Below are 25481 nucleotides of genomic sequence, written 5' to 3'. Positions count from 1 at the left end.
TGCTGCTAAAAGCAGCATTTTTTGATTGATCTATTTTTGCCGATATTGCCGGACGTGATTTTCAGTACCGGCAAAATACCACATGCCGCTCTGTTCATCACTTGCAAGTTCCAAACCATCTTCTGGGATTTGCAAAGCTCGATTAAAAATTTGTTCATATTCTGGAATACTTAATTTTTGTCTTCGCGCAATCATTGTTTGATCTGCAGTCTTATGCAAAGCTTGTTCATAATTGTTAACAATTTGCCCAGAATAAAACTCTCCCATTGCACCGGAACCATAAGAAAACAAACCAATTTTGGCGTTTTCTGGCAACTGTGCATTTTCCAATAAACTCAGAAGACTTAGGTATAAAGATGCAGTATAGATATTACCAATTTCCTTACTATAACAAGCACTTGCAGTAAAATTATCTGTCAGACGCTTTTTAGTTTCGTCATCTTCTTTTTCAATTGCCAACTGGTTTGCCTTGAAACCCATTTTCACAAAAGGCAAATGATAAAGTAGCGCTGTAAAATCACTGGTTTTGCTACCTGTTTGAGTTTGATATGCAGTGTAAGTATGTTTAAAGAAGTCCAAATAGACGTTTTTGGAATATTTACCATCAACCAGTGCCACTGGGGAATCATTGGGACGCCAAAAATCGTTAATATCTGCGCTATAAGCACTATGACCATCATTCAAGGTCATAATTTGGGGATCAGCCTTGATCAGGATGCTTATACTACCTGCACCCTGAGTGACCTCGCCACCGGTGTTAACACCATACCGTGCAATATCTGCTCCAATAACAATTGCGCTGTGGTTTGGGTGCAAGCGCACATAATCACGAGCAATCATTATGCCAGCGGTCATACCAAAACATGCTTCTTTTATTTCGAAAGTTCTCACATTTACAGGCAAGTTTAAAGCTGATTTAATAAAAAGTGAAGCTGATTTAGATTGATCAACCCCGCTTTCTGTTCCCACTATCAATAGCCCGACTTTTTCGAGTTCAACCTGATCTAAATACCTCAAAGTTGCGTTTATTCCCATTGACACGGCATCTTGAGTTTGATCAGCCACACTCATTTTTCTTTGTCCAATCCCGATCAAAAATTTATTGGGATCCTCATTGCGCGCATGCGCCAAATCCACCATATCAACATATTTATTTGGAGTATAAAAACCAATTTGATCAATTCCGACTTGCATTGTTTTCCTTTCTAACTTCTTGTAAAAATTCTCGCGCAGCTGCTTGACTATATTTATTAGAGCTGACCAGCTTTTGCAAAACTGCCTTTTGCTCTTGGGAGGTTGCTTTAAGACTGGCAACAATATTCCTGGCTTGCAATTTCATGTGTCCTTTTTGAATACCTTGAGTGGCGATTGCCAATAAAGCAGCCAAATTATTAGCCAAACCAATCGCAGCGATAATATCCGCTAGTTGATTGCTGGTAATATTTTTGCCCAAAATGCGATAACTTTGCTTGATATCTTTTCTGGAATTTATTGAACCGCCAACGGTGCCAATTGGTAAAGGAACGCTGAGCTGACCTAGCAGTTTGTCTTCCTGCACAATCCATTCACTCAGGCTGGTATATGAGCCGCTGCTACTTGACCAGACCCCACAAGCTGCTGCTACAGCCCGGGTATCATTGCCGGTTGCCAGCAAGACAGCATCAATGCCATTCATAATCCCCTTGTTATTGGTGACAGCTCTCATGGGGTCAGTTTGACCAATTTTACTTAGCAAAGCGATTTTTTGAGCTGTTTTTCTGCCGCCAATTATTGCAACAGGCACCTCAACTTTAACTTTAGTTATTTGACTGGGATAATTAGATAAAATAGCAAATAATTTTTGCTCAATACCAGGACAAGCAGCAAGTTTAGCCGCCATGTACTCTAAAATAGAATTTACCTTATTTGCTCCCATAGCTTCAGCTGGATCGACTAGGACTTTTAAAAAAAGCAGTTCTGCTTCTTGTTTTGCAGTAATAGTTTTCACACCGCCACCGTGGTTGACTAAACTGGCAAATTTATTATTTGTCAGCTTAATGAGTTCTGGAAAAGAAGCCTGCAATTTAGTCGCCTGAAAATCTTCACTGACTTGCAGTATGATTTGACCCCAAATACCGTCACGGTGACTTTCCGCTATAAAACCTCCAGCCTTTGCTGCAATACTGGCACCATGATTGGCCGCAGCCACTACTGATGGTTCTTCAGTGGCCATAGGAACTTGATAGTTTTGACCATTAACACGGAGATTTTGCACAATACCAACCGGCAAACGCAATTGCCCCACCACGTTTTCACTTAACAAATTAAGTTCGTCTAGCACCTCGGGGTCAATCTCATCCAGTTCAATTCCCTGCTGCTTAAGCAATTCCCGTCTTTTAGCAGGTGGTAATTCATAAAATTTCATTTTAACATCTCTCAACTTCACATGCGATTGCCTGTCCACCACCGATACAAAGGGTAACTAGCGCTTTGCGACCATTGATGTGATTCATGATATTGATTGCTGTCCCCACTAAACGAGTACCTGTAGCAGCCAGTGGGTGCCCTAACGCAATAGCGCCACCAAAAATATTTAGCTTGGCCTCTGGAATTTCCAGCTGCTTAGCTAGAGCAACACTTGGAGCAGCAAAAGCTTCATTAACTTCAATTGCATCGTAATCATCTAGCATGTTATTTGTTTTTTGCAATAATTTTTTGACTGCAAAATAAGGCGCCATGCCCATGTATGCGGGATCAATACCTGATTCAGCAAATGAGCCTAGTCGCGCAAGTGGTTTTAAGTTTAATTCTTGGACTTTCTCGCCTGTCGCCAAAATAATCATACTGGCACCGTCACTTAATGGAGAAGAATTACCGGCAGTGATTAAACCATTTTCTTTAAAAACAGGCTTTAGTTTGCTTAGCGCATCTAAATTAGTATCTGGACGGATTGTTTCATCCTGCTGGACAAATTTTCCGTTAGTTTTTACAGCAATTATTTCGTCTTTAAAAAAATCCTGTTGGACAATTTCTGCTGCTTTGTGATGCGACTTTGCACTATATTGATCCATTTCTAAGCGACTAATACCATACTTTGCGGCCACATTTTCGGCAGTTAATCCCATGTGTGAACCGGAAAAAGCATCAGTTAGACCATTTTGGAGCATTTCGCTCTGAAACTGGGGCTTTGCTTTATCTTTTGCCAAATAAGTCGCATTAGTCATACTTTCTGCGCCGCCCACAGCCACTAAGTCAAAGTCACCTAACTCCATTTGTCCTTGAGCCACGCGAAGTGCTTTCAGACTTGAACCGCAAACTTCATTGATGGTAACGCTACTGCTCTTTTCACTCATCCCAACATTTAAAGCAATTTGCCGAGCCATATTTTGACCTAAACCAGCTCCTAAAACATTGCCCATAAATAGCGCATCAAGTTTTTCAGCTGCTAAATCAATGCTTGTTAAAGTTGCTGATAGTGCTAATTCGCCCAAATCGACAGCGCTTTTTTCTGCCCACAAACTGCGATACCGACCAAAAGGAGTCCTTTTAGCTGCAACAATATAAATATCTTTCATTTTACCTATCCCCTAGCAAAAAGTTTCAACGTGCATGATACAAAAATTTATTGCTCAAAGACAGTAAAAAGCGCCACATTAAGAAAAATTTTATACAAAAAAAGAAACCATTAATTAATGGTTTCCAAAGTTGCAAAATTCAACTATTTATTATTCTTTACCTTGCTTTTCCAATTTTTTACCCAAATTGATAATATATTTGCGCAAAACATCTTTTGTTTCAGGATGCTTTAAGCCGTATTCAATTGAGGTTTCCAAATAGTTTTCCTTATTACCAACATCATGGCGTACGCCATTGAAGACATGGGCAAAAACACGCTGAGTTTTGTTCATAGTATCAATTGCATCTGTCAACTGAATTTCTCCACCCTTATCAGGTTTTTGCTCAGCTAAAATCGGGAAAATCTCTGGTGTTAAAAGATAGCGTCCGATAATGGCAAAATCACTTGGTGCCTTATCAACAGCCGGCTTTTCAACAAAAGACTTAACGTTAATCAAACCGGGCATAATTTCATTTTCAGGCTTAATAATGCCATATTTAGAAACTTCTTTGTGAGGCACCGGCATGACAGCAATTGTAGAAGCATGAGTTTCATTATAGCGATCAATTAGCTGCTTAGTTAACGGCACTTTATCCATCATCAAATCATCGCCGAGCATGACGACAAATGGCTCATCTCCGACAAAACTGCGTCCGCGCGCAATTGCATCCCCTAAACCTGCCGGATAAGGTTGGCGGGTATAGTAAATATTAATGCCCAAGTGCGTAATGTCTTGAGACATTTTTAGCAGTCCCGTTTTGCCCTTTTCTTGTAAATTTTGTTCAAGTTCTGGATTTGAATCAAAATGATCTTCAATTGACCGTTTATTTTTACCGGTGACAATTAAAATGTCTTCAATACCAGATTTCTTGGCTTCTTCGACAATAAATTGAATTGTAGGTTTGTCAACAATTGGCAACATTTCCTTAGGCATTGACTTGGTTACCGGCATAAACCTTGTACCCAGTCCTGCTGCCGGAATAATTGCTTTCCTTACTTTCATTACCTGTACACTTTCTATAAATCACAAACCTAATATACCAAAATATTTTCCATTGTGCCAATTTTTACCGGTGGCGCTTTCTTTGAATATATTCAGCAAGTCGGCCTACAGAATAATGGACGCCACCATAATTAAGCGTCACAATAGCTGAATTAACGCAAGTACCTAACAGAAATACAATCGACGAAATATTGAGCCAAAGCATAAATATGATAAATGTTCCAATAATACCATAGTTTTCCCAGCTAATTCGAAAATGATGCAGGTAGAAGCCAAAAAGCCAAGACAAAATAATCCAGCCGAATAAGGTGGTAAATACACCCGGCCAAATAACTTTCTTTTTCAGCCTAATATTAGGCAAAAAGTAATTTAAATAATATAGCGCGCCAATCATCGTAATTATGATGACGGGATAGCGATAACTAAATATTTTTTCAATTTCCCCAACTGAAAAAGAAAAAATAGGTTTTAAAAATTCCAGTACCTGCTGACCAAAGATGAGCGTCAAACTAAGCAAAGCAAAAACGATAATCATTAAATTAGTCAGCATAATAGTGATTGATCTTGTCCAAACAGTAATTTGCCATTTTTGTTTTAATTCAACTGCACGTACGCCATAAACACGGTTCATACCAATTCGAATTGCGTTAACCAAAGAAGATACGGACCACAAAGCCAAAACAATACCAAAAGAAATATAGCCAGTAGACTTACTCTTAAGTAAAGAATTTATTATTGGCATGATAAATTTGGCAATCTTATCTGGAAAAATTAATTTTAAATAACTGGCAATTGGGTCAGTATCAATATGAAATAACGGTAAAACGTTCCCGATTATAATGATTAATGGAAAAATCGAAAACAAGACATAATAAGCAATCGCAATTGCACTGGTTAAAACTTCACCTTGAGTAAATTTTAAGGAGACAGTTTTATAAAATAAAAATGACCGTTTTTTGATTGCCTCAGCTTTTCTTCCCATGCACCTTAGTCATCCATTTCGTCAAAATGAGGTAGATATTTTTCGTAACCATCGTATGGTTTTTGCAAAGTTAAAATCTTAGGACCATCTTTAGTAATGGCAAAAGTATGTTCAAATTGGGCAGATTTTGAACCATCAGGTGTGGCATAAAACACCCAGTCATCTTTAGGATCTGGTACGCTTTTTTCTACAATCCGCCAGTCGCCTCCAGCTTCAACCATTGGTTCACAAGTGATAGTCATTCCTTCACGCAGGCGCAGGCCATGTCCGGCTTTGCCCCAATGAGGCACTTCAGGATCTTCGTGAATGCTTGGTTGGATACCATGACCTACCAGTTCTTTCACATCACCATAATGGTGTTCATCTTCTACAAAATGCTGAATAGCAGCCCCAATGTCACCAATGCGGTTTCCTAAAACTGCCTGATCAATTCCCAAATACATAGCCTTTTTTGTGGTATCCATTAAATCCTGGTCTGCCTTAGAAATTTTGCCTACTGGATAAGTGGTACATGAATCTGTTTCATAACCATTAAGGTTGCAAGTAACGTCAACTTTTACCAGATCGCCCTCTTTTAAAACAAAGTCTTTTCTTGGTGTTGCATGAGCAATCTGATCATTAACAGAAATACAAGTGCCGTATTTATAGCCCTCAAAACCTTGTTCTGAAAGTCGACCTCCCCGACTTTTAACAAAATCTTGACAAAATTCTTCAATCGTCCAAGTTGTAATTCCCGGTTTAATTACATCGCGCAAGCCTTCAAACATTGAAGCTAATAATCGACCTGATGCCTGCATACCCTTGAGTTCTCTAACGGATTTAATTGTAATCAAATTTAATTTCCCCTCTGTAAAATGATGTTTGATTACATTATAGCGTTTTTTAAAAGTTTACTAAAGAATTTCATAAAAGCAGTAAAATTGGGTATAATGTTTTGGTGAATCAGTTTTTGTGAAAGGTATGAACAAAATGAAGGCTAGAATTGTCTACGCAAGTATGACCGGTAATGATGCTGATATAGCAGATATATTAGATGAAGATTTACAAGATTATGGTTTTGATGTTGAAACCAGTGAAGCTGAATTTACCGATGCTAGTGATTATTTAACAACTGATCTGTGCATTTTCGTCACCTATACTTATGGTGAAGGACAAATGACTGATGAAATTGCTGATTTTTATGATCAATTAAAAGAATTAGATTTAAGCGGCAAGTTCTTTGCAGTTATGGGCAGTGGCGACAGAGTATACAACGATCATTTTTGCGAAAATGTTTTTGATTTTGAAAAAATGTTCAAAGAAGTAGGTGCCAAAGAAGTTACAAAACCTGTAACAATTGAAAATGCCCCTGGCGATGACGACCTCGACCTTATTGACAACGCAGCTAAGGAAATGGCTGAGCAACTAAATGGTTAAGAATAAAAAAATGGATTCTAGAAAATTTAACTCGGTATCAGATCCTAAAATCCATCGCCTAGCCAACAATCTGGTTAAAAGACACCGTAATCTATTTGTTTACATGGTTTTTGGCTTTATTGCAGCTCTAATCAATACAGTAGTGTTTATGGTACTGCATAAGTGGTGGCATAGTGTGGTGCTAGTTTCTAATACTATTGCATTTATTATTTCAAACTTGGCTTCGTTCGTATTTAATCAAAAAGCCGTTTTTATTAACAACGTAGATGAGGAACATTCAACTTGGCAAAAATTAATTGTATTCTTTACTTACAGAATTATTAGTCTTATTCCTGACAGTTTAATCATGCTGGTTGGTTTGTCTTGGCTGCACTTAGACGCCCTATTCGTGAAAATTGTTGATCAAGTTTTAGTAGGTATTTTCAATTACCTGACTACTAGATCCGTGTTTCAAGCACAGGAAACAACGATGATTAAGAGGGCAAAAGAAAAAATTAAAGCTCGTAAAAACAAAAGGTGATAGCGTACAAGTTATCACCTTTTTAAATTATCTTTTTTTATTTTAAGCATTCACTTGGTGAGCAATCATATTCTTTTGATAATTGCTTGATTAACGCCCAAAGAAACAAAAAAGCTCAAAACTAGCAGCTTTAATAGCAAAACTAAGTGGTTTATTCAAAGTCTTGTGGACGTTGTTCTTTATTTTTAGCAAAATAATACGCAATATCAGCCATGATTCTGTCAGACGCATGCCCATCACCATAAGGATTTTTAGCACTGGCCATCTGATCATAAATCTCTTTATTATCAAGTAGTTCAACCATTGCTTCTTTGACAGCATCAACCTGGGTTCCGACCAACTTAAGCGTCCCTGCTTTAACGCCTTCTGGTCTTTCCGTGGTATCACGTAAAACCAAGACAGGTTTGTTTAAAGCCGGAGCTTCTTCTTGAACGCCGCCGGAATCAGTCATAATAAAGTAGCTGAGCTTAGCCAAATTATGAAAATCTACTACATCTAGTGGCGCAATTAAATGAATTCTGGGATCATCCCCAAAAATTTCATGGGCGACCTTTTGTACTCGTGGAGAAAGATGGACGGGATAAATCATTTCAACATTATCGTGGCTATCAACAACTTGTTTCATAACTTTAAATACCCGTCTCATTGGTTCGCCTTGATTTTCCCGACGGTGCATTGTCACCAAAATAATTTTACTCCCTGGTTTAATTAGATCCAAAACTTCATGATGATAATTTGCTTGGACAGTTTCTGATAGAGCATCAATAGCTGTATTGCCAGTCACAAAAATATTCTCTGCGTTATGATTTTCTGTTAATAAGTTTTGCTTACTTACTTTAGTAGGTGCAAAATAAAGATCAGCCAAATCATCGGTCATTTGCCGGTTCATTTCCTCAGGAAATGGTGAGTATTTATGCCATGTTCTAAGTCCTGCCTCAACATGGCCGAGTGGGCACTGAAGATAAAAGCTGGCTAACCCTGCTGCAAAACTGGTAGTAGTATCCCCATGAACCAAGACAATGTCAGGCATAACTTCCTTTAATACCTTAACCATATCAAGCAATACCTTAGTTGTGATACCTTCCAAGGTTTGATTTTTCTTCATAATGTTAAAGTCATAATCAGGTTTAATTTTAAAAATGTTAAGTACCTGGTCCAACATCTCTCGATGCTGGGCAGTTACTACTGTGACTTCTGTAAAACGTTCATCTTTTTTTAGTTTTTGCACTAAAGGAGCCATCTTAATAGCTTCTGGTCTAGTTCCAAAAACCGTCATTACTTTAATTCTACTCATAAAGTCCTCCACATCATTATCATATTAATAAAATATTCACAAAAAGACAAGTTATTATTTCCTTAATTTTTATTCTTAAGCAAAAGTTGGTGAAAAAATGAATTATAGTTTTACCTTATTGTTAATCACTGGTTTATTGATTGTTGTAGCCAGTTTTTGCCTAGTCTTTAGTTGCGATTCCAAAAAAAAGCCAAAGCAAAGAAAAACTTTGTTAGCAATTGCCTTAATTCTTTTTCTTATCATTGGCCTTTTAGTAATGAAAATTTGGTATTCACCATTAGAATAATATTTCTAAGTTAGCATTTCGTCTAAAAGTTTGGTAATTAAACAAAAATCGTAACACTAACAAGTGTTACGATTTATTAAATAAAACAGTAAGTATGATCCTATTGATTTTTATTTAATATATAGTTATAACTATCTCCAGCTTTAACAAAACTGCATGGTATTTGATTAGCAAAAATCTGCGGCAAATAATTCATCATATACTTAACCCCAAACTCCTCCAAATTAAAATGACCGACAGTCAACAATGCTTTATTAAGTCCTAACATATTACTATCTCTAATGTACTCACTTAACGTGAAGTCTATGACTTCAAGTCCTAAAACTAAGTCAAAATTTTCCTGATCAATTTTGGTGATTAATTCTTTAGCATCCCCTAAATTATGTGTCGGTATCAGCACTTTACTTACCGGCGTCATAGGGGCACCAAAAATCTTGCAGCCATTCAAATCTCCTTTTGCCATTAATTTTTGGGCTACACTAGCAACTGTCGTTTGCGGAATTTGATATTCACGATACTTAGCTCTTAAATATCCAGCCGTTCCCTTTACACCTCCTGTCGCATATTCAGCCCAGCCCATTTCTTGGGCAAAGCCATAAAAAATACCATCGAAGTATTGATCTTTAACGGGTATGCCACCAAAATGAATGTGGTCATGATCACGCCAAACTACAATCTGATTGTCTTCCAACAGCTGCTTTTTCAGAGCAAAAGTTTTATTTTTATTAGCCGTCAGCCAATCAGTGTGATCGCCGTGGTTCCAAAACAGAGCCTCGTGAGAGATAATCAAATTTGCGCCCCGTTTAATCGCTGCTTTAATCACGTCAATATTAGCCCATGTAGTAGTCACAATACCGGTGCATTCTTTATTGCTAAATTCATTGCCAAACAAAATCTGATCCCGTTTCATATCCGAACTGAGTTTTTGACCGGAATGATAATTTATCATTTTATCGATAACTTCTTTAATCTTCATTTTTTGCTTCTTTCTGAGTATCTTTTTGTTTCACTATTTGCCTGAGATGCATAATCAAATATATTTGCTCCGATTTACTAAGGTGATAATTAAAGGTTTCTGCTAAATAGTCACTAATTGCCTGTTCGCAGTCTAATAGTTCCGGATAATTCTTTATTATTTGCCGGTAAAGTTTTTTATCTTCCTTACTATCTCTAAAAAATTCCTTATTCTGAATTCTGGTTAGCAAAAACTTTAAATGAGTTTTCAGGCGCCGAAAATTGACTTTTTCATTAGTCATATCAAGGTGCAAATTTTCTGCAATAATCTCTAAAATGTCATTAGTAGCACGATTTTTAATTTGCTTACTATCATCGTAATTTTTTACTGACTCTTTTTCATTCTCTACAAAATGAATGGCTAAAAAACCAGCTTCGCTTTCAGGCAGAGCAACATCAAATTCCTGCTCAATGTAATTTTTGGCTAGTTGTGCTTGCTTAAATTCTTTATAGTAGTCTTCTTTTATTTCACTAATTGGTAATTCAGTTTCCCCATTTTTTTCTTTTGCCCGTTTAATGGTAAAGAAGATGTGATCTGCTAAAGAAATCAGTAAAAACGGGTTAAAAGTGGCTTGCATATTTGCACTAGCATCTTGAACTATTTTTTTGGCCACTTCGAAGTATTTGAGGGGTATTTCTTCACTTAGTGAGAGAAACGATCTAGACCAATCTGATTCTGCTTCTTTAACAAAAATCGCATCGTTTTTGTTCATGACAATTTTTTGTCCAGCTTTTTTCTGAAAACCAACTCCTTTGCCCCAAAGAATACTTTCTTTAGCGGTTTTTTTATTTTTAACTAAAACAATATTATTATTAAAAACTTTCACAATGATCATTTAATTACTCCACAAAAGGGCTGATTAGCTATTCATCTTCGAAGTCACTTTTTTTATTTTTTAAGTAATCATTTACAAACACTATTTGTTTTCTGGCATCTTGTACAACCTGCATAATGCTGTCAGATGTTAATTTGTCTGCAGGTAGCAGTGCCAATTGAATAGCAACAATTAAATTAATTCCTGTGATTAAAAAAATATTTTCTTTAATGTATTTAGCGGCATTCTGATTAACGCTACCACCTAATAAATCAGTAAGAATAAGACATTTTTCGTTTGACTTCACTTTGCTTATTTCTGCAGCCAATTCTTTTTCCGGAAACTGGTTACTATTTTCATAAGCACAGATGGCGACAATTTGCTTATCAAGTCCTGTAAAAAAGTTGAGGGAATCTTTAAATCCCTGAGCCAAAGTTTTGTGAGTGACAATAATTATTTTTACCAAAATCAATTTCTCCACTTTTATACTTTATTTAGGCTTTAAAAAGCCCGATGGCAGCTCCTAACATGGCTATTACAATCACTGCTAAAATTAAGGTTGCCATTTTAACTTTCTTTTTCAACATATAATAGAGAGCAGCGACTAAGATTGCGGGTAATAGAGACGGACAGATTTGGTCAAGAATGCTCTGCAATGTAATTTTGACCCCACCAGTCTGAAAAGCCCAGCCCGTTTGCACGTTAACAGTTGACGATACTATCGATCCTATAACCATGATACCCAATACCGAAACCGCGTCTGTAAAAGCATCAAGCTTCTGACCTAATTTCGCAATAAGATTTGTTCCCGTTTGGTAACCCACAAAATAAAGGTAGGGTCTTAAGAAAAAGCAAATGAGAAAAACAGCTAGGAATAGCCACATACCCAGGGGGTTGCCTTTTTTACCCATTGATCCCGCAATAGCACCAAATATGGTCGGCATCATCACCCAAATAATGGTGTCACCAATGCCAGATAACGGACCCATTAATCCTGTTTTCAGGTTCTGAACAGCTTCAATAGACTTGACGCCATCTTTTTCTTCCATTGCTAAAGTAGCACCGGTGATTAAAGGAGATAGCCACGGATTACAATTGTAGTATCTAAAATGATTATCTAAAGATAAAACTAAATCATCATCATTTGCGTATATTTTTCTTAAAGCCGGAAACAATTCCCAAACAATTGTCGGAGCAATTCCTGTGTCATAATTGAAAGTTGTAACTCCTAAATAATGCCTTAAAGCGGTTCTCAAAATATCCTTTTTGGTCAGTTTATGATCACTCATCTTCCATATCCTCCTCTGATAAATTACCTACATTATTATGGGTATTAACCACTACTTTATTCTTACTTGAAAGACTTAAGTAAAGATGTATAGCTGCAGCTGCACCTAGTAGTGCGACTCCTAAAACTGGCATTTTTAAATAAGCTGTAGCGACAAAGCCCACGATTAGCCAATAACCATATTTTTTTAATGGCATGTAGACCAGCAGCATAGCAAAACCAACTGCTGGCAGCATCCCTCCTGCTACATTTAGCCCAACGGTAAACCATTGAGGCATGAAATTTAAAATCGCTTGAACTACTGATTTACCAAAAACAATCGCAATGAAAACTGGTATTGTTGATTCTAGCGGATAGATTATGGTAGCAAGTGGAATAGTTCTCGTCATCTTGCCAAATTGCTTTTTATGAGCAAAATTTTGAGCTCTTTTGGCGATTGCTGAATTAATCAGTTTGATTAAAACATCAAAGTTCATACCTAACATGCCCACGGGCAAGCCAATTGCCATTCCTGCTGCCATCCCTTTGCCTGAAGTGATAGCGATTGTAGCTGAAATAATCGCAGCAGTAGGATAATCAGGCATTGATGCACCACCTAAATTTGCCACTCCTAGTGACATTAATTGCAACGTGGCACCAATCTCAAGTCCCTGTTTAAAATCGCCTAGAATTAAGCCAGCCAATGCACCGTATAATATCGTGATTTTCCCGGCAATTTGCGTGCTGTGCCTATCTAAAGAATAGACATAGGCGAGTAATGATATTAAGATAACTTCTTTAATTGTTAGTCCCATTTTATATTTCCCCTTTTTCCTTTAAAACAGCCATGACATCAATAGGATTATCTTTCGTGGTATACATGGATTTAATCGTCACTCCTAATTGAGCCAGTTCACTATAAACAGGAATGTCTTCTTTCTTAACGTATGCTCTGTTCGTTATGCGGACAGAATTTTCATAGGTCAGGGTTCCTCCTAAAATTAATTCATTAAACAAAACCCCATTTTTTCTCAGTTCGAGAAAAATGTTTGGCGTTTTAGCTAAAATAAATACTTTTTGGTGGTCGTATTTATTACGCTTGAAATTTGCCAAAGCAGTTGCTGCAGTAATTACAGAAACCGCCATTCCTGCTGGACGACCAAGTTTCATCGCGTCTTTTAAAACTGGACTTGATGCAGTTTCGTCGTCAATTACCATTACTCTTGTTGCGCCAGATTGTGGGGCCCATGAAGTCGCTACAATTCCGTGCAATAATCTATTGTCTATTCTTGTACCTACAACTACCATTCATTTATTCCTCCTAAAACTAATAATTAAATTAGGGCATAAAAAAAACCAAAATAAGCGCAACAAAGTTGCAATTATTTTGGTTTTGCTCACATTACTATAAAAGTATGCGATTACAATCCTGATTTAAGTGCATAATAACCTTATTTTCGCTCACTGTCAAGTAAGCGTTTTAATTAGTAAATAATTCTGCAGTATGCGAGATTATGAATCGCTTTTTGATATATTATTATTTATTAAATGTGTATCCTTTCACTTTATAGTACAACTAGCTGTATAATTAGCATGAAAAGAGGTGAATAAATAATGAGTAAAGAAGAAGTCACCAAAAACGTGTGGGTTACAACACACGGTGACCAATGGGCAGTGAAAATTGCAGGTAGTGATAAAATTTCTAAACTTTTTGATCGCAAAGAAGATGCTCTTGAATACGCTAAAGGTTTAGCTAAAAAAGAAAAGACAGAATTAATCAGTCAAAAAAGAAATGGCCGTATTAATTTAAAAAATTCATACGGTCACGATAGTCCCAAAACTAAAGGATAGAATGTATTAATACATCCTGTATTAAACTATTTTGTAGGTATCTTTACTAAAAACTGGCATTATAATTATTTTTTATCTTTCTAATTTTAAAACACAAATTTTATTCATATTTTATTTTTTACAAAATTTTCTTATAAAAGTCTGATTATTAATTTGATAATCGGACTTTTTGATTACCATCAATTAAAGTTTAACTTTATGAATTAGCTTCTTCTATTTCATTAAAATGACGCTTTTTACCATGTTTGGTTATCACCGGATCATATAAATCATTTAAATCACGATCATTAGTATTTGGTGCTAACCAGGCACTTAAAAGGCTGCAAGGAAAAACAATTAAAGTTAGATTAATCAAAAAAATTGTTAATATCACACTGAATACTGTGGCATTAACAATTTAGAACGTATATTATATGACCCCGGTGAGATTCGAACTCACCTCTACGGTTTAGGAGACCATTGTTCTATCCAGATAAACTACAGGGTCGCAACAGATTAACTTTACCAAATTTAGCTGGTAAAAGCCAACTTTTTTAGTAATTAATATTGACGGGTAAAATATGGTTGCGGATTATTCGACTCAGCAATTTTATCTGCAGCGAAAACAAAGGGAGTCCATATCGCTAAAGCTATTAGCATATTGATTACCGCCAATACAATTGCGCGCCAATCGTAATTACATGCCAAAAAAGGACCAATAATTGGTGGCACAATTGCCGGCACTGCTACTTGCACCGGATTAACCAAATTCATCATACTTACGCCATAAGAAAATGCGACATTGACCATTGGAGCAAGTACAAAAGGTATGAAGTAAACGGGATTTAATACTACGGGCAGACCAAACACGATTGGTTCATTAATGTTAAAAATTCCTGGTGCCAAAGCAACTTTAGCAATTGTCCGATAATCGCTTCTTTTTGAAAAAAGCAGGATAGCAACAATCAGCATTAATGTGCCACCCGCTCCGCCGAACCAAGCGAAAGCATCAAAAGAGCCGCGAACCCAAATAAATGGCATTACCGTGCCTTCGCGAGCAGCGGTTACATTGACATTCTGGGCGGTTAGCCAAATTGAATCCAGTAATGGTGCCCACACGCTCAGACCATTAAAGCCAAAGAAGCTGAATATTTGTACCAGTAGTGTCACCAGCATTACCATGCCAAAGCCCTGTCCTAGTTTTACCAACGGTTTTTGGATTGAATTAAGCAGCCAATTTCCAAAAAAGGTACCAGTGATGGTTTGAAACACGAAATTGATCATACCAACAAAAAAGATTGCAATAATCGCGGGAACAAGTGAATCAAAAGCCATTTGTTCGGCATAGGGCAAATTAGCGGAAAGACGCAGTCTAATGCGGGCCCTAAAGCAAATTGCAAAAATAGCAACACCAATCGTGCCGAACACAATTGCCGTAAAAATTCCTGTAGTTGAAAACTGCGAAATATTAAATACTTTATGTATCGGGACAAGTTTGCCGTTAACTTTTATTTTAGTAAAATTAGCAATGCTCATCGCCAAAGATGACAATGAAACAATTGCCCCCGCTATCGGATCTACCTCCATACTTTTGGCTAAATGGTATCCCAAAGACATGGCTAAGAAAAGTGCAAATAAAGCAAAAGTTCCCCGCCAAACTACGTTACAAACCAAAACCAGTGGCTGCATGGCCCAGGCAAAGGTATGCCAGCCCAGTTCGCTTTTGGCAGCTGCAATCAGACTTCTTAAGAGTACCGCAACTGAACCGGCGATAGTTATTGGCATTACAGAAATAAACGCATCCCGTAAAGCCACTAACCAGTGGGTTTGTCCTAATTTATTTGCTAAAGGCAAAATATAGTCTTCCAGCCAAGTAACTAATCGACTCATTTTTGCTCCTTTTTCTTTAAATAATGGGGATGATAACCCTTATTCTTGTTTTTGTGTTTTTTATGCTTTTTCTTTTTAGTTGTTAAAGCTGCTTTTTTATTCGCCGAATCATTCTTTTGAGCTTTTTTCTGCGGTAATTTTTCTGTTAGCCGAAAACCGGCAAAATACACGCGCTCAATTTTTATTTTGGTACCCAACAATTTTCTTAAATCGCGCAAATCATGGTCGTCACCTAGAGTCACAACATAACCCGTGGCCCCCATTCTGCCAGTCCGACCAGCACGATGCAAATAGGTGTTTTCTTCACTAGGAATATCATAGTTTACCACGTAAGTGACACCCGCAATATCCAAACCCCGAGCAGCTAAATCTGTTGCTAAAAGCAGTTTGATTTTTCCAACTTTAAAGTCATTGAGAGCTGCTGCTCTTTTTTGCTTGCCAAAATCATTAGCCAGTATGCCGAATTTGGTTTTTGTGTGAGCCAAAATACCGGCAAACCGCATCATAGTTTGATTGGAATCAAAAAATAAAATTCCTTTGAAACCATCAAGTCTAAGTAAGCGCTGAATAAAGTCAATTTTATGCGCATTATCTATTTGTAAGAAATAATTTTTAACAGTTGTTTTCTGATCCGGTCTGACATCAATTTTTTCAAACTGCCGAGCAAAAATTTCTGGTGCTTGTTGGGTTATTTCAGACTCAGTGGCACCAAAAAGCAAAATTTGGGAATCGGGCGTCATGTTTTGTCCTAAAGAACTTAGTAGTTCCATTTTATTAAACTCTAAAACATCATCCGCTTCATCAATTACCAAAGTCCTGATCTGGTCTACCTTAATTCGACCAGCCGAAAAGAAATCAAAAAACCTGCCGGGAGTTGCAACCACAACTTCTGGGTGCTTCTTTTTTAAATTATCTTCTTGACGTTGACGATTGCCAGCACCCACAAGTGTGATTCCCGTCAACTTCAAGGCATGGATAAAGGGATTAATGGCGTGACGAATTTGCACAGCTAATTCAGTGGTAGGCGCAATAATGACTAAACTATTTGGTTTACCCTGCGCAACTTTTTCAAGCGACGGTAGAGCATAAGCCAGCGTCTTTCCCGTTCCGGTTTTAGCCAGCGCAATACAGCTTGCGCCATTTAAGATTGGGGTACGCGTTTTCTCCTGAATTAAAGTTGGTTCAGTCATTTTTAAATTTGTTAAAACTGTTTGGATTTCTTTTTTCATTATTGTGTTAGTTGTCCGTATTTTTCCTTATATTGCGTCACTGTACCGTTATAAGTAAGCATAGTGACCCCATTTTCAAAATTCCTCACTGATTTTACACGCCCATTATTGGTATAACGCCAAAAAGAGTACTGTAATTTGTTGGGCGCCTTCCTGCCACCTGTAATAAATTGAACATCCTGGCCAAAGTACTTTTTATATTTAATATCAACATCCACCATTACCCGCTTATTTTGTTGTTGCAACATCCTAGCAAATTGGGCCATTTGTTTAATGTAGTTCAAATCATAGTCATCTATTGCAGGTTCAATCCAGATTGGGAGGCTACCTGTATTTGTGCCCACCTTTTTCATAAAAAATTGATAATGTTGCAACGGGGTTGATTCGTTACTGTAGGCAACAATGGTGCCAAAAGCCATTTTAGTTCCTAAAATTTGATCGCGGTAAGTTAAGTAATCATCATCAAAATATGATCTTCCTTGAGTCCCGCGCAAATAGACAAAGGAAACACCGTTTGCTTGCAGTTCATGCAAATCAATAAAGCCAAAGCTCTGATTTAGCTCAACGCCAATAGCACTGGCAGTCCCATTGGGTGGTAAAGTTGTTTGATTACGCATGTTGCTGATGCCAGCAAAAAGGAGACCTATTGCAGCTGCCAGTAGTATTAAAATTGCTGGTAATGTGAATTTGTGATGAAACCTTTTCAACTTTTTCTCCGTTTGTTTTTTCTACACTTGTCCATTATACCAACATTTTAATTATAATTGGTAACTACAATTTGTCATATTAAAAAAGGCGACTGACTAAAAAAAGTCAGGCACCTTTTGTGTTAAAACTATTCCTCTACTAAATATATTGGTTTTTGACCATTTAAAACTCTTTTGACGTCCGTCATACTTTGCTCAATCATGTTTTTAACAGATGTCTTGGTGTAGTATGCCGAATGCGGCGTGAATACTACGTTAGGCATTTGGGCTAATTCTTGATAATCAACAGGTAGTTCCGAAATATCATTGAACTTTTTCATGACAATTGCTTCTTCACCAGTCATTACATCAAGAGAAGCACCGGCAATTTCTTTGTTCTTCAGCGCTGCAATCAAATCATGATTATTAACTAAGGGTCCTCTAGCTGCATTAATCAAATATGCAGTATTCTTCATTTCTTTAAATTGCTTAGCACTGATCATGTCCTCCATTGAAGGTTCAAGCGGTGTATGCAGAGTTAAAATATCAGAATTTTTAATTACTGTGTCGAAATCAGTATATTCCAAAAACGCCTCATTAGCAGGATTCTCAACCAAGTCATAGCCAATAACTTTTGCTCCTAAAGCATGAAACATTTCAGCTACACAAGAACCAATACGACCAACACCAATAATACCAACTGTTTGGTTATAAATTTCATCGCTCATCAAATTTTCTTCACGGACAAAATTCAGGTGTTCTTTTTCATTATTTAAAATTGGACCCCATTTTCTTAACAAGTACATTGCAGAAGTGAGAGTATTTTCCGCAACTGCACGGGGAGAATATGCAGGGGTATTAGTAACGATCATGTGATACTTGTGAATAAAGTCAAAATTGACGATATTGTAGCCAACAGACCTTAAGGCAATCTGTTTGATACCATAAGAGCTTAATTTACGATAGACCTCTTCCTCATCTATATCAAAGACCTGCAAAACACTAACAACATCATAACCTTTTGCCATCTCCACAGTCTTAGCATCGAGCTTGTCATCAGTTGTGACCAAATCATCTTCTGGATGATTTTCGTTCCACTTATCTACATAGACCTTTTGCTCCGGGGTCATATTGTAAAGTAAAGCTTTCATTATTAATCCTCCTTTTTTGGATAAAAAATTTATATCTATTATTGTATCTAAAATTAAGATAAAATTAAAGATAAATTTAAAAAAGAGCGATTAATAATTTTTGCTTAAAAACTAAATTGGGAATCTATTTTTGTTTTAACTAAGTGACTTGTCTTATATCTTTTGTTCAATCTGATCAATTTTGACTTGCAAAACTTCACGCATCCACGGAAAGCGCTTTTTCATTTCGTCAAATTCTGTCCCTTCTGCCAAAAACTGACCAGTTCCCCTAACATGAAAACCGGCTCCAGGTCCAGCTGTGCCCTCAACTTTTTTAGAACCCATAGTTAACAGGACATGATTATCTTTGGCAAAATCGTTCTCAATGCTGTGCATCCCCGCAGCAGGAATATAAAGCAAATTATTCTTTTCGTCGATTTTAACATAGGACATCCAAGTGTTTACTACGCTGGCAGGATTGGCGTTAATAGTAACAATTGTGACTGGGCCTTCATCACTCATGACGTCTAAAAATTTTTGATTCATTTTTTCTCCTCCCCATAATAAAAAAGCTACTTTTTCAGTAGCTTCTTTTATTATAGAACATTTGTTCGAAATTGCAAAATCATTTGCTTATAATTAGTAAGCTCTCTTACCTTTCTTATAAACTGCCTTATCCTTTTGCACAACCGCGCTAATTTTTTCTAGCGGATTTTCATCAAGTACCAAAAAGTCTGCGTATTTACCCTCCTCTAATGAACCATATTCATCAGCGATTTTGAGGAGTTTGGCCGAATTATAGCTGGTTTCCAAAGCCTCAAAGTTAGTAAAGCCTTGTTCAACCAGTAAAGGCAGTTCTTCAGGTGTCATCGTGAAGTCGTTAAACGGAGTTCCAGCATCAGTACCAAGAGTAATTTTAACACCAGCATTTTTGGCCTTAGTAATATTACCGCGCAAGTCTTTCCAAGCAACCGCAATCTTGTTCATTTCCCAGTCAGGAATTTTACCCGGTGCATATTCGATGAATGCCCAAGCACCAACAATCGTTGGGGTCAAGTATGTTTCCTTTTCCAGCATCAACTTAATTTCTTCATCATTAACGTAAAAGCCGTGCTCAATACTATCAACGCCGGCTTTAATTGCATTCAGAATTCCTGGGTTGCCTTCTGCATGTGCGGCCACAGTTAAACCTTTGTGATGAGCTTCTTCCACGGCAACGTGCATTTCAGCTTCACTTAATTGGGGGTCATCCATAAAGTCATTTTCTGTCATTACGCCGCCTGTAGCCATGACCTTAATTGCTTTGGCACCTGCTTTAATTCCTTGGCGGACAGCTTTACGCATTTCATCAGGTGAATCTACCAAAACACCAAAATTAGGCATATCACCGTGACCACCAGTCATAGAAAATGGGTGACCAGAAGGGACAATTTCCGGGACCTTGGTCAATTTATTTTGCTTAATTAAGTTATTAAGGGCGATGTCAATATTATAGGTACTACCACACTCACGGATATAAGTTACTCCGGACCTAAGCAAATCATGCAAATTACTTACTGCACGAACAGTTGAAGAAACTACATCAGTTTCACTGCCGCCATCTGGAGTTAACGGATCCATAATGATATGCGTGTGGCAATTGATTAAACCGGGAATCACGTATTTATTATTTAAATCAACTGTCTTGTCTGCTTGCGGTGCAGAGTTCTTCGTTATTGCGGTAATTTTACCGCTATCATCATCAACTACTAAAGTCGTATTGGGTTGAATTTTATTATCAACCCCATTAAATAAATTAACATTAGTATATGCAGTTTTAGTCATCAACAAACCTCCAATTTTTGTATTAAAAAAGCACTCATCCTTTTCTTCTTAAGGACGAGTGCTCGCGTTACCACCTTTTATTCATTTATTACTCACGTAATAAACCTCATTAACTATCAAACAATAGCTTGCAAAATTAACGGACGCAACTCCGCTACAGGCTGATTATCACCAGTAGACATCAATTAGAAGCCCATGTTCACTAACCACCACTAGCTAACTTTCACCAAAATGATAGCTCTCTTTATTAGCAATAAGATAGTTACTCTGCTTTGCAAGATGCTTAATATTTAATTGACTTTTAATTTATCATTATTTCTTAATCATGTCAACTCTACGAAGTAAAAAACAAAAAGGCAGTTTAAATTTAGGGGTATAGCATAAACTACTTGATTAAAACCACAAACTTTTGCGCTTGCCAACTAGTTTATAGTTTTAATCTTTTAAATGCTGAATGACCAAGTTCATAGCAGTTGAAATTAATGCAACAATCTTTTCCAATTTAATTTAGTCACTTTGATGCTAGGTAATATTTTTCTGTCAACTGATAATGGCGAAACTGAACTAAACGTCGCACCTCCATTGATGACTGTAAAATTAGTTTCTCTTACCTGTTGAACTGACAGCTTAATAAAAAATGCTAATAATTAATCTATCCCTGACTCACATGCGCTTTTCTTTTACAAAATAATAATTTGGCTACTAATTGACCTTTTGCCGAAAAATCAAGACAACTAGCTTTTTACCATCCTATCTCTGATATTTAAACGTTGATGAGATATTAGATATTTTATTTAAACTGATAGAGGATTTATTTTCAAATGACTAAATTTGTTCCTGAGTAACTTTAACTAAAATGGTTTTTAAGAATTGGATTATACACAAGAAAGATGTTTTATTTATGAGAAAGTAGAGTTATATAAGTTACGGAAATTACTGTCACGCTTAATTTTCAAACTACAAACTTAATACTAGCAGCGTTACTGCTCTTGCCTAACAATAGGCTGTAGATTCTTGGTACCTGCCTAAGTAAATTACTAGTTCTGACCAGATATTAGCAGTAACGATTGTAAATTCTACAATGAAAGTAGTTTTTTTTTAACTAATTAAAATCATAAATATAAAAGTTTACCATTTCGTAACAATTTAATATTACTTATTTAATAATTGTATACAAACATAAATACTGTATGTTTTAAAACTAAAAAGGCACAAGTTGATAATCTTGTGTCTTAATATCAGGAGTTATTGTTTGGACGACATTTTCACTACTTTGACTGGATTGCCCAAATCCTTTATGAAATGAATTAGAGCTTGCGGCTTTAACCAAATATTAGCTGTATTGTCGTTGGGATGAACGGCAATTCTCGATTGTTGCCTAAAATATGATTCAAGGTAAAAGGATATTTGATGCTCAGAATCATTTAACAGTCCTAAAGGTGTGACTGAGCCCGGTTCCAAGCCCAATTTTTCTTTTAAATCTTGCGGTGAGGCAAAACTAAGCCTGCGTGTGCCATTTTCCTCACGAAATTGCTGTAAGTTGACTCTTTTATCGCCCTTAATAGTTAAAAGGTAGTAGTTACGTTTCTTGTCATCCCTCACAAACAGGTTTTTAGCATCTGCTTCAGGATGCGGCAGAGCAATTTTTTCCATTTCTGCCATATTATAAACAGCCTGGTGCTCTACTATTTCATATTTAATTCCGTGTTGATCAAGGTAATGTAATGTTTCGTTTTTGTTCATTCAGTTTTACTAAATTCGTGTTAAATAGTTTAATCTTTTTCTGTATAAAATGATTTCAATCGATACGTAGTCACAGGCTCCACGTAATAATTATATTTTGCCACCAGGTCACAGATTTCCTCACCATCAATCAAAGTGATAATTCTGGTTCCCTGACGTGCTGTCTTAATTGCGCCGCGAGTAAAATCAGAATTAGTAATAAAAATACCAAATTCCGCGTTGTATTTATCCATTGCTCCGCGAAACTTATCTATTTCAGGAGCGGGCACATTAGATTGCCAGCGTTTTGCTTGCAGAGCCACTCTGGTAGTACGGTAATCGTTTGAACGAACATAGCCAAAACCATCAAGACCACCGTCAGCAACATAGTTAACACCAATCGTCTTATCAACGTCAATCCCCATTTTGGTAAGTAAACCGCGGCAAAAAAGTTCAAACTTTTTCGGACTCATTTTCATCAGGGCATCTAGCAAATCTTGTCTCCACTGATCTTCTTCTGTATCTTCATCCGTAGTTTCCTTAGCAGAATCAATTTCAGCCAAGTTCTTTTTCTTTAATTCCTGAGAATCATTATCTTCTAAGAATGGCCGTACATCCTTTTCCGGATCAAAAGTATCAAGATCAACTTTACGCCCTTTTTCAGTTAGCTCTACTTGATGACCGTCTTCAGCTAAATAGCCTGTTCTCACCAAATAGATAACCGCATAATTCAGCGTATAGTCAAAAGGTTTATATTTATTACCCGTTTTCTTAGACACTTTAATTTTATCTACTTCTTGTTCTGAGATTGCAGTGGAATTGTCACGAATATCTGAACTAATTTCCCGTCTTGTAACTTGACCACCCAAACGACGCATTGCAATCAGAATTTCTTTCATAGTTATATTCTGAAGATTAATTTGTCGATTAGCCATTTAAATACTCACCTGTTTTTAATTATTATTGTCTCTTACACTATAATTAATTTTAGCAAAATTTTTTGATTCAAGAAAACATAGCAGATAAAATTAATTGCTATCTTGGTTCCATAAGAGCTGTATTAATCATCTGCTGCCATCAACTCTGCCTGCTCAACAACGGTATCAACTGCTGCTGGAGCTATATCCGGTGGGTAACCGTATTTTCTTAATAAATGTTTGACTGCAACTCTCATTTTTGCTTGGATATTTCTACGTTTTTCCCAATCAACACCAGCCTCTTTTTTAACTAGTTTAACAAGTTCTTGAGCAATTAAATGTAATTTTTCTTCTCCTAAAACTTCAACTGCCTTCTTATGATCAGCTAAAGCATCATAAAATGCAATTTCTTCTTGGCTAAGTCCAAGATCTTTTCCTCTTTCTTGTTCAGCATTAATTTTCTTCGCCATTTCAATAAGCTTTCGTATCACCAATTCACTAGTAATTCCACGCTTATTGTATTCATCAATGGCTTTTTGAAGCATTTCCTGAAATCTTGCTGACATTACCTTATTAGTTTTCATCATCGCTTTTACTTTACCTTTAAGTAACTTTTCTAATAAAGTGATTGCAATGTCTTTTTCAGGCATGCTTTTGACTTTTTGCAAAAATTCATCAGAAATAAGATCAACACTTTGTCTTTTGATACCCAATTCATTGTAAATATCGATATCTGGTTCAGAAATAATTGATTGATCAAGCAACTGTTGCATTTGATATTTAATATCTTTATGGTTACCAAAGTTCGTTGAATTATCAGGCGCTTTTAATTTCATAATAAAAACTTTAACAGTTTTAAAAAAAGCAATTTCTTTACCATAAGCTTGTGCTTGAGGCTGCGTTGCAGTTAAAGCATAGGCTTTTTCTAACTCGGTAACCACGTCTAAGAACTTTTTCTGACGTTGTTCATCCTCATGCAAAATTTCATTTGCGACTTTTTGCGTAACTTTCAGTCTAACTGCACCATCAGGAGAATTAAAATCAGAATAGTCAATTCCATAAAGATAATCATTGGTAATAATGTCATATTTTTCTTTCAATACGGCAAGCGCTTTATCCATATTAATAGCAACTTGCCCTTGATCATCTGTAGAATAAACTTTTAAAGCGTCCTTTAGATTTTCTGCAATACCAATATAATCAACTATTAAGCCACTATCTTTATCTTTGAATACGCGATTAACCCGTGCGATTGCTTGAATTAAATTATGACCTTTCATCGGCTTATCAATGTACATAGTATTCAATGAAGGTACATCAAAACCAGTCAGCCACATGTCAACGACTATCACTATTTGTAATTCATCGTTATCGTCTTTCATTCGTTGCTGCAAGATTCGTCTTTCGGATTTATTTGTTTGAAACTTGGACATCTCTGGACCATCCGCAGCAGAAGACGTCATTACAACTTTAATTTTGCCTTTTTTTAAGTCCTTACTCTCCCAATCTGGACGCAATTTTATTATTTCGTCATACAATCTAACCGCGTTACGACGTGACATTTCAACAATCATTGATTTGCCAAACGTTTCTTTTTGACGAGTTTCAAAATGATTCACAAAATGTTTTGCAATACTTTTTAAACGTGGTTGTGCTCCTGCCAAAGCTTCTAAACGCGAAAATTCACGATTTCGTCTGGCATTATCTTCATTAGTAGGGTCATCATCTAAGTCAACTTGTTGTATAAGCCTTTGATATTTTTCATCCGCATCACTTTTTAACTTAAGGGGAAATACATGACTTTCATAATAAATTTTTACGGTTGCATGATCATTAACAGCTTGCGTAATGTCATATACATCGATGTAATTCCCAAAAACAGCCACTGTTGACTTATCTGCTGTAGACAAAGGGGTGCCAGTAAAGCCTATAAACGAAGCATTAGGCAATGCATCTCTTAGATACTCAGCAAAGCCATATCTCAAACCATTACTAGTAAACTTGGGCTTTAAACCATATTGACTCCTATGGGCCTCATCAGCAATAACAATAATGTCGTTT

26 protein-coding genes, 1 tRNA gene and 1 other annotated feature are annotated in these 25481 nt (G+C 36.6%); of the genes, 3 read left to right on the top strand and 24 right to left on the bottom strand.

All coding sequences use genetic code 11. The features are described 5' to 3' along the window. Positions 1-30: 30 nt before the first annotated feature. From H3T47_RS05145 to map, 6 genes are all read right to left on the bottom strand, one after another. Positions 31-1194, bottom strand: a complete 1164-nt coding sequence (locus tag H3T47_RS05145) for a hydroxymethylglutaryl-CoA synthase (protein WP_199282755.1) — start codon at positions 1192-1194, stop codon at positions 31-33. Further along, a complete protein-coding gene (locus tag H3T47_RS05140) occupies positions 1178-2404 on the bottom strand; it encodes a hydroxymethylglutaryl-CoA reductase, degradative (protein ID WP_199282754.1) in 1227 nt (408 codons plus the stop codon). The genes H3T47_RS05145 and H3T47_RS05140 overlap by 17 nt, the downstream gene beginning before the upstream one ends. Before the next feature lies 1 nt (position 2405). Further along, positions 2406-3554 (bottom strand): thiolase family protein, encoded by a 1149-nt coding sequence (locus tag H3T47_RS05135; protein ID WP_199282753.1) that lies wholly within the window; start codon positions 3552-3554, stop codon positions 2406-2408. Between the two features lie 150 nt (positions 3555-3704). Beyond that, entirely contained in the window at positions 3705-4598 is an 894-nt protein-coding gene (galU, locus tag H3T47_RS05130) for a UTP--glucose-1-phosphate uridylyltransferase GalU (RefSeq protein WP_199282752.1), read from the bottom strand. A gap of 64 nt (positions 4599-4662) precedes the next feature. Then, positions 4663-5580 carry a YihY/virulence factor BrkB family protein gene (locus H3T47_RS05125; protein ID WP_046326878.1) on the bottom strand — a complete coding sequence of 306 codons (918 nt, stop codon included), beginning with the start codon at positions 5578-5580 and terminating at the stop codon, positions 4663-4665. Positions 5581-5585: 5 nt separating this feature from the next. Further along, entirely contained in the window at positions 5586-6413 is an 828-nt protein-coding gene (gene map / locus H3T47_RS05120; RefSeq protein WP_109918158.1) for a type I methionyl aminopeptidase, read from the bottom strand. Positions 6414-6549: 136 nt separating this feature from the next. Here map and H3T47_RS05115 point away from each other — a divergent pair, with 136 nt between their 5' ends. Both H3T47_RS05115 and H3T47_RS05110 read left to right on the top strand, forming a co-directional pair. After that, positions 6550-6996 (top strand): flavodoxin, encoded by a 447-nt coding sequence (locus H3T47_RS05115; protein WP_046326876.1) that lies wholly within the window; start codon positions 6550-6552, stop codon positions 6994-6996. After that, positions 6989-7516 (top strand): GtrA family protein, encoded by a 528-nt coding sequence (locus H3T47_RS05110; RefSeq protein WP_038521767.1) that lies wholly within the window; start codon positions 6989-6991, stop codon positions 7514-7516. Before H3T47_RS05115 ends, H3T47_RS05110 begins: the two co-directional genes overlap by 8 nt. A gap of 151 nt (positions 7517-7667) precedes the next feature. On the opposite strand, the gene wecB is transcribed toward H3T47_RS05110, so the two are convergent. The 7 genes from wecB to H3T47_RS05075 all read right to left on the bottom strand — a co-directional run bounded on the left by wecB (position 7668) and on the right by H3T47_RS05075 (position 13500). Continuing rightward, positions 7668-8810 (bottom strand): non-hydrolyzing UDP-N-acetylglucosamine 2-epimerase, encoded by a 1143-nt coding sequence (gene wecB, locus H3T47_RS05105; RefSeq protein WP_199282751.1) that lies wholly within the window; start codon positions 8808-8810, stop codon positions 7668-7670. Between the two features lie 386 nt (positions 8811-9196). Beyond that, positions 9197-10072 carry a Nif3-like dinuclear metal center hexameric protein gene (locus H3T47_RS05100; RefSeq protein WP_199282750.1) on the bottom strand — a complete coding sequence of 292 codons (876 nt, stop codon included), beginning with the start codon at positions 10070-10072 and terminating at the stop codon, positions 9197-9199. Continuing rightward, a complete protein-coding gene (locus H3T47_RS05095) occupies positions 10062-10946 on the bottom strand; it encodes a PRD domain-containing protein (protein ID WP_199282749.1) in 885 nt (294 codons plus the stop codon). The genes H3T47_RS05100 and H3T47_RS05095 overlap by 11 nt, the downstream gene beginning before the upstream one ends. 28 nt (positions 10947-10974) lie before the next feature. Next, on the bottom strand, positions 10975-11391 hold the full coding sequence (locus H3T47_RS05090) for a PTS sugar transporter subunit IIA (RefSeq protein ID WP_046326871.1): 417 nt from the start codon (positions 11389-11391) through the stop codon (positions 10975-10977). Between the two features lie 28 nt (positions 11392-11419). Continuing rightward, a complete protein-coding gene (locus H3T47_RS05085; RefSeq protein WP_038521749.1) occupies positions 11420-12214 on the bottom strand; it encodes a PTS system mannose/fructose/sorbose family transporter subunit IID in 795 nt (264 codons plus the stop codon). Next, positions 12207-13007 (bottom strand): PTS sugar transporter subunit IIC, encoded by an 801-nt coding sequence (locus H3T47_RS05080; RefSeq protein WP_109918154.1) that lies wholly within the window; start codon positions 13005-13007, stop codon positions 12207-12209. Before H3T47_RS05080 ends, H3T47_RS05085 begins: the two co-directional genes overlap by 8 nt. Before the next feature lies 1 nt (position 13008). Continuing rightward, positions 13009-13500, bottom strand: a complete 492-nt coding sequence (locus H3T47_RS05075) for a PTS sugar transporter subunit IIB (protein WP_038521745.1) — start codon at positions 13498-13500, stop codon at positions 13009-13011. Between the two features lie 306 nt (positions 13501-13806). On the opposite strand from H3T47_RS05075, the gene H3T47_RS05070 reads away from it, so the two are divergent. After that, positions 13807-14043 carry a DUF2188 domain-containing protein gene (locus H3T47_RS05070; protein ID WP_038521742.1) on the top strand — a complete coding sequence of 79 codons (237 nt, stop codon included), beginning with the start codon at positions 13807-13809 and terminating at the stop codon, positions 14041-14043. A gap of 196 nt (positions 14044-14239) precedes the next feature. Here the strand turns inward: H3T47_RS05070 and H3T47_RS05065 are convergent, their stop codons facing one another. From H3T47_RS05065 to H3T47_RS05015, 11 genes are all read right to left on the bottom strand, one after another. Then, on the bottom strand, positions 14240-14398 hold the full coding sequence (locus H3T47_RS05065; RefSeq protein WP_199282748.1) for a hypothetical protein: 159 nt from the start codon (positions 14396-14398) through the stop codon (positions 14240-14242). Between the two features lie 59 nt (positions 14399-14457). Further along, a tRNA-Arg gene (locus tag H3T47_RS05060) sits at positions 14458-14530 on the bottom strand. A gap of 53 nt (positions 14531-14583) precedes the next feature. Further along, on the bottom strand, positions 14584-15912 hold the full coding sequence (locus H3T47_RS05055) for a PTS sugar transporter subunit IIC (RefSeq protein ID WP_199282747.1): 1329 nt from the start codon (positions 15910-15912) through the stop codon (positions 14584-14586). After that, the gene (locus H3T47_RS05050; RefSeq protein WP_233335852.1) at positions 15909-17141 is read right to left on the bottom strand and encodes a DEAD/DEAH box helicase; all 1233 of its coding nucleotides are present in this window, start codon (positions 17139-17141) and stop codon (positions 15909-15911) included. The genes H3T47_RS05055 and H3T47_RS05050 overlap by 4 nt, the downstream gene beginning before the upstream one ends. Continuing rightward, complete coding sequence (locus H3T47_RS05045; RefSeq protein ID WP_199282746.1) at positions 17141-17848, bottom strand: GH25 family lysozyme; 708 nt, start codon at positions 17846-17848, stop codon at positions 17141-17143. The genes H3T47_RS05050 and H3T47_RS05045 overlap by 1 nt, the downstream gene beginning before the upstream one ends. 128 nt (positions 17849-17976) lie before the next feature. Then, positions 17977-18978: a D-2-hydroxyacid dehydrogenase gene (locus H3T47_RS05040; protein WP_046326864.1), complete on the bottom strand. Its 1002-nt coding sequence runs from the start codon at positions 18976-18978 to the stop codon at positions 17977-17979. A gap of 153 nt (positions 18979-19131) precedes the next feature. Continuing rightward, a complete protein-coding gene (locus H3T47_RS05035) occupies positions 19132-19503 on the bottom strand; it encodes a pyridoxamine 5'-phosphate oxidase family protein (RefSeq protein ID WP_199282745.1) in 372 nt (123 codons plus the stop codon). A gap of 93 nt (positions 19504-19596) precedes the next feature. Next, positions 19597-20781 (bottom strand): amidohydrolase family protein, encoded by a 1185-nt coding sequence (locus H3T47_RS05030; protein WP_199282744.1) that lies wholly within the window; start codon positions 20779-20781, stop codon positions 19597-19599. Positions 20782-20828: 47 nt separating this feature from the next. Then, positions 20829-21068: a binding site (T-box leader), on the bottom strand. A 958-nt stretch (positions 21069-22026) separates the two neighbouring features. Beyond that, positions 22027-22524 carry a prolyl-tRNA synthetase associated domain-containing protein gene (locus H3T47_RS05025; RefSeq protein ID WP_199282743.1) on the bottom strand — a complete coding sequence of 166 codons (498 nt, stop codon included), beginning with the start codon at positions 22522-22524 and terminating at the stop codon, positions 22027-22029. A gap of 29 nt (positions 22525-22553) precedes the next feature. After that, a complete protein-coding gene (locus tag H3T47_RS05020) occupies positions 22554-23438 on the bottom strand; it encodes a restriction endonuclease (RefSeq protein ID WP_199282742.1) in 885 nt (294 codons plus the stop codon). Between the two features lie 125 nt (positions 23439-23563). Beyond that, positions 23564-25481, bottom strand: a 1918-nt coding sequence (locus tag H3T47_RS05015; protein WP_199282741.1) for a type I restriction endonuclease subunit R, incomplete at its 5' end; no start/stop codon positions are given.

The sequence above is a fragment of the Lactobacillus sp. W8093 genome (genome assembly GCF_016100925.1).
Lineage (GTDB): Bacteria > Bacillota > Bacilli > Lactobacillales > Lactobacillaceae > Lactobacillus > Lactobacillus helsingborgensis.
The sequence above is the reverse complement of the archived record's forward strand: the minus strand, read 5'-3'. Positions and strand labels throughout refer to the sequence as shown.